This window comes from Mycobacterium sp. TH-M25, from assembly GCF_057473665.1.
In genome coordinates this window covers 1-8,076 of the sequence record NZ_JBYCLA010000229.1, presented here as the reverse complement: position 1 = coordinate 8,076, position 8,076 = coordinate 1, and the positions used below count along the sequence as shown (strand labels likewise).

Below are 8,076 nucleotides of genomic sequence, written 5' to 3'. Positions count from 1 at the left end.
TTGCGGAGCCGTTACGGGGCTCCGGCTGTGCCTCACAGTGCCTCAGCGTCAACGGATCCGGGGCTTCACACCCGAGGCTGACATAACGAAAAAACCGCAGTTCTATTAGACGAAAGGCTAATAACGCCGATGCCATGCACGCCCGCATTCCCATCGGGTACAGTCCTGTGGTCCGCCTAACTACCAACCGGTAGGGAGACGGGCATCACAGGCCGAAAAACGGGGCGAGGGGGATGCGTGACGCGATCCGCGCAAGGTCACACAGCGACCTGTTCCGTGGTGCGGAGGCAGGGATGACCACGGTCCAGCCACGGCTCACTGATTACGTCCGGGACCGAGTGGGCCCACCACTTGTCCTCGTCGGCGGGTTCTTTCGGATGTGCACCCTGACCGGACGGGCGTTGTTTCGCGGGCCTTTCCAGTGGCGGGAATTCGTTTTGCAGTGCTGGTTCATCATGCGGGTCGCGTTCTTGCCGACTTTGGCTGTGTCGGTGCCGATCACGGTGCTGTTCATCTTCACGTTCAACATCTTGCTGATGCAGGTCGGCGCCGCCGACATCTCCGGAGCTGGCGCGGGCGTAGCGGTGATCACACAGATCGGACCGATTGTGACCGTGCTGGTGGTTGCCGGCGCTGGGGCGACGGCGATCTGTGCCGACCTGGGCGCGCGCACCATTCGTGAAGAGATCGACGCGATGGAGGTGCTCGGCATCGACCCCATCCACCGGTTGGTGGTACCCAGGGTCCTCGCCGCGACCGTCGTCGCTGCCCTACTCAATGCTCTGGTGAGCATGGTCGGCCTGCTGGGCGGCTATATTTTCGGCGTCTTCCTGCAGAACGTATCGGGGGGCGCCTACCTTGCCACGCTGACCCTGATCACCGGTTTACCCGAAGTGGTGATTGCGACGATCAAAGCGCTGACCTTCGGATTGATCGCCGGACTGATCGGTTGCTACCGCGGGCTGACCGTGCGCGGCGGTTCCAAAGGGTTGGGCACCGCCGTCAACGAAACCGTGGTGCTGGCCGTGGTCGCGCTCTACGCGGTCAACGTGGTACTCACCACCATCGGTGTCAAGTTCGGCACTTCGGCGCTGTCATGACAACGGCCGGTGTCCTGAGCGCCCGCTTCCCCCGGGCCGTTGCCAACCTTCGTCGCTACAGCGCCCTCGCGGCCCGACCGCTTGACGAGGCCGGAACCCTGGGCTGGTTCGCGCTGATCGGCGCCCGCGACGTGGTGTGGGCGCTGACCCGCTACCGGGTCGAGGTACTGCGGTTGATCGCGCAGGTCGGCCTGGGCACCGGAGCGATGGCCGTGGTCGGCGGCACCTCGGTGATCATCGCGTTTGTGACGCTATCCGCCGGCTCCTTGGTCGCCCTGCAGGGTTTCGCGTCGTTGAGCCAGATCGGTATCCAAGCGCTCCTCGGCTTCGTCGCCGCCTTGATCAACGTCCGCCTGGTCGCCCCCGTCGTGACCGGCATCGTGCTCGCGGCCACCGTCGGAGCCGGCGCCACCGCCGAACTGGGGGCTATGCGGATCAGCGAAGAGATCGATGCGCTGGAGGTGATGGGCATCAACTCGATGGCTTACCTGGTGTCAACCCGGATGCTGGCCGGACTCGTGGTGATCATCCCGCTCTACTCGGTCGGCTTGATCATGTCGTTCCTGGCCCCGCAGGTCGTCACCACGGTGCTCTATGGACAGGCTAACGGCACCTACGAGCATTACTTCCGGACATTTCTGCGTCCCGACGACGTGTTCTGGTCTTTCGTGGAAGTCATCATTGTCGCGGTGGTCGTGATGCTGAGCCACTGCTACTACGGCTACCGGGCCAGTGGCGGTCCGGTCGGTGTGGGCGCAGCAGTAGGTCAATCGATGCGATTCTCACTGGTGTCGACCAACGTCGTCATCCTTCTTGCCGAGATGGCGCTCTACGGCGTCAACCCCAACTTCAACTTCACGGTGTAGCCATGACGATGCCGCAGGGAAAGCTGAACAAGCCCCGGATCCCGCCCTACAAGTTGGCCGGTGTGGCGGTGCTGGTGGTGGCTGCGCTGGTGATAGCTCTGGTATACGCGCAGTTCAAAGGCGCCTTCACCGCGGTGACGCCGTTACAGATGTTGGCCTCGCGGGCGGGCCTGGTGATGGACCCCGGCTCGAAAGTCACCTATAACGGCGTGCAGATCGGCCGAGTGGGCGACATCGTCGAGGTGCAGCACGACGGCGAACCAGCGGCCAAGTTCACCCTTGATGTGTACCCGAGATACCTGAAGCTGATCCCGGCCAATGTGGTCGCCAAGGTCGAGGCGACCACACTGTTCGGCAACAAATTCGTGTCCTTGACCTCACCGAAGAGCCCCACCCCGCAGCGGATCACGCCGCAGCAGGTGATCGACGCCCGCTCGGTCACGGTGGAGGTCAATACGCTGTTCGAGACCGTCACCTCGATCGCGCAGAAGGTGGATCCGGTCAAATTGAACCTGACCCTGAGCGCGGCCGCGGACGCGTTGAGCGGACTGGGAGACAAATTTGGGCAATCGATCATCAACGCCAACGCCATCCTCGACGACGTCAACCCTCAACAGCCGCAGGTTCGTCGCGACATCCAGAAATTCGCGAGCCTCGCCGATACCTATGCGACTGCGTCGCCGGATCTGTTTGACTTCCTCAGCAACGCTGTGGTCACCGCCCGCACGGTCGACAAACAGTTGCGTGATCTGGATACCACGTTGCTCGCGGCGGTCGGGTTCGGCAACACCGGAGCCGAGCTGATCAAACAAGGTCGGCCGTATTTCGTCCGCGGAATCGCAGACCTGGTGCCGAGCGCCAAGCTGCTCGACACCTACAGCCCGGAGCTGTACTGCACCGTCCGCAACTACCACGACGTCGAGCCCGCGGCCGGCGCTGCGGAGGGCACCGGGAACGGCTACTCACTTCGGACTGTGAGCGAGGCGCTGTCGGGAGCGGGGCTTGCGCTGTCCCTCCCGGGGCTGGGTATCACAGCCGCGACCGGTGGGCTCGCCGCGCTGTCGGCACTGGTTGCCGGATCGCCGAACCCCTACACCTATCCCGAGAACCTGCCGCGGGTGAATGCCCACGGCGGGCCCGGCGGTGCGCCGGGTTGCTGGCAGCCCATCACCCGGGAACTGTGGCCGGCGCCGTACCTGGTGATGGATGGCGGCGCCAGCCTGGCACCTTACAACCACATCGACACCGGTTCGCCCTACGCCGTCGAGTACGTGTGGGGCCGTCAGGTAGGGGATAACACGATCAACCCATGAAAATTTCCGGGACCGTCATCAAGCTCAGCACCGTCGCGATGGTGCTACTTCTGTTCACCTTTGCTCTCGCCGTGGTGTTCGGTCAGATGCGCTTCGATCGCACCACCAAGTATTCCGCGGAGTTCAGCAGCGTCAGCGGATTGCGGAACGGCCAGTTCGTCCGTGCCGCCGGGGTGGAGGTCGGCAAGGTCACGAAGGTGGATCTGGTCGATGGCGGCCGGCGGGCTCGGGTGCACTTTGACGTCGACCGTTCGATACCGCTCTATCAGTCCACCACCGCACAGATCCGCTACCTCAACCTGATCGGCGACCGCTATCTCGAACTCAAGCGCGGTGAGGGCGAGGGGGCTGACCGGGTTTTGCCGGCGGGCGGATTCATCCCGCTGTCGCACACCTCCCCGGCCTTGGACCTAGATGCGTTACTCGGTGGTTTCAAGCCGTTGTTCCGGGCTCTGAGTCCGGGCAAGATCAACAACATTGCCTCCGGCCTCGTCACCGTGCTCCAGGGTCAGGGCGGCACCATCAACGATATCCTCGACCAGACCGCCCAACTGACCTCGACCATCGCCGATCGTGACCAAGCGATCGGCGAGGTGGTCAAGAACTTGAACATCGTGCTGGACACCACGGTCCAGCATCGCAAGGAGTTCGATCAGACCGTCGACAATTTCGAAAAGCTGATCACCGGTCTCAAAGAGCATGACGTCCAGCTGGCTGCGGGCGTCGCGCACATCAGCGATGCCGCCGGGACCGTCGCGGATCTGCTTGCCAGCAACCGGCCGCTGCTGCATAAAACCGTCAACTACCTCGACCCCGTTGCGCAAGCAATCATCGACCAGTCCGATCAGTACGACAAGTTCCTGGGCATCTACCCCAAATCGCTGAACCAGATTGCGCGCGCCATCGGCAGCTACGGCGACTTCGTGAACTTCTACGCGTGCGACATCATCCTCAAGACCAACGGGCTCCAACCCGGCGGCCCGGTCCGCACCGTCAAGCTGTTCCAGCAACCTACGGGCAGGTGCACGCCGCAATGAGAACCCTGGAACCGTCCAACCGGCGGCGGATCGGAGTGATGGGCCTGGTCGTGGTGGTCCTGTTCATCGGCTTCGGGCAGACCCTGACCACTGTCCCGATGCTCTTCGCCTCGCCGGCCTATGAGGGAGAGTTCACCGACGCCGGCGGGCTGAACACCGGCGACAAGGTGCGTCTGGCCGGCTTTGACGTCGGCAAAGTGGAGGCGGTCAAGATCGCCGGCGACCACGTCGTGGTCAGGTTTTCAACCGGCGCCAACGAGATCGGTACCGAGAGCCGGCTGGCCATCAAGACCGACACCATCCTGGGCCGCAAGGTTCTCGAGGTCGACTCGCGCGGCGCAAAGACGTTGCGCCCGAACGGCGTGCTGCCGCTGAATCAGAACGCCACGTCGTATCAAATCTACGATGCGTTCTCCGACCTGACCAAAGCTGCTTCCGGCTGGGACATCGACACGGTGAAAGAATCGTTGAGCGTCTTGTCCCAGACGATTGACAAGACCTACCCGCACCTGAGCGCCGCGCTCGACGGGGTGGCCAAGTTCTCCGACACCATTGGTAAACGCGACGAGCAGATCAAGCATCTGCTCGGCCAGGCCAACTCGGTCGCCGGTGTTCTGGGTGACCGCAGTCAACAGATCGATCGACTGTTGGTCAACACCAAGACGCTGTTGGCGGCCTTCAACGAACGTGGACGCGCCGTCGACGCACTACTGGGCAACGTCTCGGCCTTCTCCACTCAGGTGCAGGGGCTGATCAACGACAACCCCAACCTCAACCATGTCCTGGAGCAGCTGCGCACCGTCAGCGACCTGTTGGTCAAACACAAGAATGACCTTTCGACCAGCCTCCAGGAAATATCGTCCTACTACCTCGCCCTCTCGGAGACCATCGGCTCGGGCCCGTTCTTCAAGGCGTCCATTGCCAACCTGCTCCCGTACCAGGTATTGCAGCCCTACGTCGACGCCTCGTTCAAAAAGCGCGGGATCGACCCGGAAAACTTCTGGCGCAGCGCGGGGCTACCGGCGTTCCGGTTCCCCGACCCCAACGGCACCCGTTTCCCCAACGGAGCACCACCGCCGGCGCCGCCGGTGCTGGAGGGCACAGCGGATCACCCGGGACCGGCTGTGGCGCCGGGATCGCCGTGCTCCTACACGCCGTCTCCCGAACTCCTGCCGCGCCCGGGCAACCCGCTGCCGTGCGCGGGAATATCCCAGGATCAAGGCCCCTTCGGCGCCAACGGGCCGTACCCGACGTTGCCCGACGTGTTGACCTCGCCGCCCAACCCGGACGGTCTTCCCCCGACACCAGGTATCGCGATTGCCGGCCGGCCGGGAGATCCAGCCCCCGACCTTCCGGGCACGCCGGTGCCGCTGCCGCCCAACACGCCGCCGGGGGCGCGCACCGAAAATCTGGCGCCGGCCGGTCCGACACCGCCGCCGTCGACGTTCGCACCCGCACTCCCGCCGGGGCCGCCGGCGCCGCCGGGACCCGGGCAACAGGTACCGGCGCCGTTCATCAGCCCAGGTGTATTGGGAAGCCAGCCCGGCGGAGGGGGAGGCGGTTGTTGTGGGAGGTAGCCAATGAGCACCGTGTTTGACATTCGCAATCTGCGGTTGCCGCAGCGTTCGCGACGCTCGGCGGTCCTCGGTGCCCTCGGGGCTGTGGTGGTTCTCGCCACGGCATATTTGGGCTGGCAGCTCTACCAGAAGCTGACCAACAACACCGTGACCGCTTATTTCTCCGACGCCAACGCGCTCTACGCCGGGGACAAGGTCAAGATCATGGGCGTGCAGGTGGGCGCGGTCGACAAGATCGAACCCGTCGGCGACAAGATGAAGGTGACCCTGCATTACAGCAACAAGTACAAGGTGCCCGCGAACGCCTCGGCCGTGATCATCAACCCGACCTTGGTGGCCTCCCGGGACATTCAGCTCGAGCCGCCTTACCGGGGCGGCCCGGTCATGGCCGACGACGCAGTGATCCCGCTTGATCGCACCCAGGTGCCGACCGAATGGGACCAGCTGCGTGACAGCGTCTCCAACCTGGTCAAGAAATTCGGCCCCACGCCGCAGCAGCCCAAGGGGCCGTTCGGTGAGGCCATCGAATCCTTCGCCGACGGACTCGCCGGCAAGGGCAAGCAGATCAACACCGCGTTCAACAATCTCTCGCAGGCGCTCAACGCGCTCAACGAGCGACGGGGCGACTTCTTCGCGGTGGTCCGCAGCCTGGCGCTGTTCGTCAACGCCCTGCATGCCGACGACCAGCAGTTCGTTGCGCTGAACACCAACCTGGCGCAGTTCACCGGCAGGCTTGCGCACTCCGACCAGGCACTGGCCGGTGCGATCCAACAAACAGACGGTCTTCTCACCACGCTGCGCCCGTTCCTGGCCAAGAATCGCGAAGTGTTGTCCCACGACGTGAAAAACCTCGACGAGCTGAGCACGGCGCTGGTACAGCCCGCTACGTTAGACGGCCTGGAGACCGCACTGCACCTCACTCCTACCACGGCAGTCAACCTCGAGAACGTCTACTACCCGGCGCACGGTGCTCTGGTCGCCAACTTGGCGCTCAACAACTTCGCGAACCCGATGGAGTTCATCTGCAGCTCGATCCAGGCCGGCAGCCGGCTCGGATATCAGGATTCCGCCGAGCTGTGTGCCGAATACCTGGCGCCGATCCTCGATTCGATCAAGTTCAATTATCTGCCGTTCGGCGTGAACCTGTTCCACACCGCCGCGACGCTGCCCAAAGAAGTCGCTTACTCAGAACCTCGGCTGCAACCGCCGAACGGCTACAAGGACACCACGGTTCCCGGGATCTGGTCGCCGGACACCCCGACGTCGCACCGCAACACCCAACACGGCTGGGTTGTCGGGCCCGGCATGCAGGGCACCCAGGTGGGTCCGATCACAGCGGGGCTGTTGACCCCCGATTCGCTGGCCGAGTTGATGGGCGGCCCCGACATCGGGCCGGTGCACTCGGATTTGCAGACGCCTCCAGGACCGCCGAACGCGTACAACGAGCAGCCCGGTCCACTGCCCTTCCTCGGTGTGCCGGGCAATCCGATGCCGATACCGCCGCCCCCGCCCGCGCCCGGCGTGATACCAGGCCCGGTCGCGCCGACGCCGGTACCCGTCTCGGGTCCCGCGCCGGGACCGAGCGGTCCTGCCCTGCCCGCTGAAGCCGCCTCGTCGATCGGAGCGGGCTCGTGAAGCCCGCGCTGCGCCTCGCCCGCCACCGCGTGTGGCAAGGGCTGACCCTGGCCGTAGCGGCGCTGACGTTGAGTTCGTGCGGGTGGCGCGGCATCTCCAACCTGCAGGTACCTGGCGGACCGGGCAACGGAGCCGATTCGTACACCGTGTACGTCCAAGTGCCCAATACGCTGGCGATCAACGGCAACAGCCAGGTCATGGTGGCCGATGTCGTTGTCGGAACGATCAGGTCGATCGACCTGAAGAATTGGGTGGCGACCCTGACGCTGGGTGTGGAGAAACACGTCAAGCTACCGCGGAACGCCACCGCCAAGATTGGACAGACCAGCCTGCTGGGCTCTCAGCATGTGGAGTTGGCCGCGCCGGCGGACCCATCGTCGGCCCGGCTCAAGGACGGCGACACCATCCCGCTGAAGAATTCGTCGGCGTATCCCACCACCGAGCAGACCCTGGCCAGCCTCGCGTTGGTGCTGAACGGCGGCGGCATTCCGAACCTCGAGATCCTGCAGAACGAGGTCAACAACATCTTCGTCGGACGAGCGCCGCAG

At 64.3% G+C, this 8,076-nt stretch carries 7 protein-coding genes; all 7 read left to right on the top strand.

From position 1 onward, the window contains the following. The first annotated feature begins 293 nt into the window (after positions 1-293). A complete protein-coding gene (locus AC2VOU_RS07665; protein WP_486956831.1) occupies positions 294-1,100 on the top strand; it encodes an MlaE family ABC transporter permease in 807 nt (268 codons plus the stop codon). Beyond that, the gene (locus AC2VOU_RS07660; RefSeq protein ID WP_486956830.1) at positions 1,097-1,966 is read left to right on the top strand and encodes an ABC transporter permease; all 870 of its coding nucleotides are present in this window, start codon (positions 1,097-1,099) and stop codon (positions 1,964-1,966) included. The genes AC2VOU_RS07665 and AC2VOU_RS07660 overlap by 4 nt, the downstream gene beginning before the upstream one ends. A 2-nt stretch (positions 1,967-1,968) precedes the next feature. After that, positions 1,969-3,279, top strand: a complete 1,311-nt coding sequence (locus tag AC2VOU_RS07655) for an MCE family protein (protein ID WP_486956829.1) — start codon at positions 1,969-1,971, stop codon at positions 3,277-3,279. After that, on the top strand, positions 3,276-4,316 hold the full coding sequence (locus AC2VOU_RS07650; RefSeq protein ID WP_486956828.1) for a virulence factor Mce family protein: 1,041 nt from the start codon (positions 3,276-3,278) through the stop codon (positions 4,314-4,316). Before AC2VOU_RS07655 ends, AC2VOU_RS07650 begins: the two co-directional genes overlap by 4 nt. Further along, positions 4,313-5,893, top strand: a complete 1,581-nt coding sequence (locus AC2VOU_RS07645; RefSeq protein WP_486956827.1) for an MCE family protein — start codon at positions 4,313-4,315, stop codon at positions 5,891-5,893. Before AC2VOU_RS07650 ends, AC2VOU_RS07645 begins: the two co-directional genes overlap by 4 nt. Before the next feature lie 3 nt (positions 5,894-5,896). After that, on the top strand, positions 5,897-7,528 hold the full coding sequence (locus AC2VOU_RS07640; protein WP_486956826.1) for a virulence factor Mce family protein: 1,632 nt from the start codon (positions 5,897-5,899) through the stop codon (positions 7,526-7,528). A gap of 8 nt (positions 7,529-7,536) precedes the next feature. Next, the coding region (locus AC2VOU_RS07635; RefSeq protein WP_486956832.1) for an MCE family protein at positions 7,537-8,076 on the top strand (540 nt) is incomplete at its 3' end.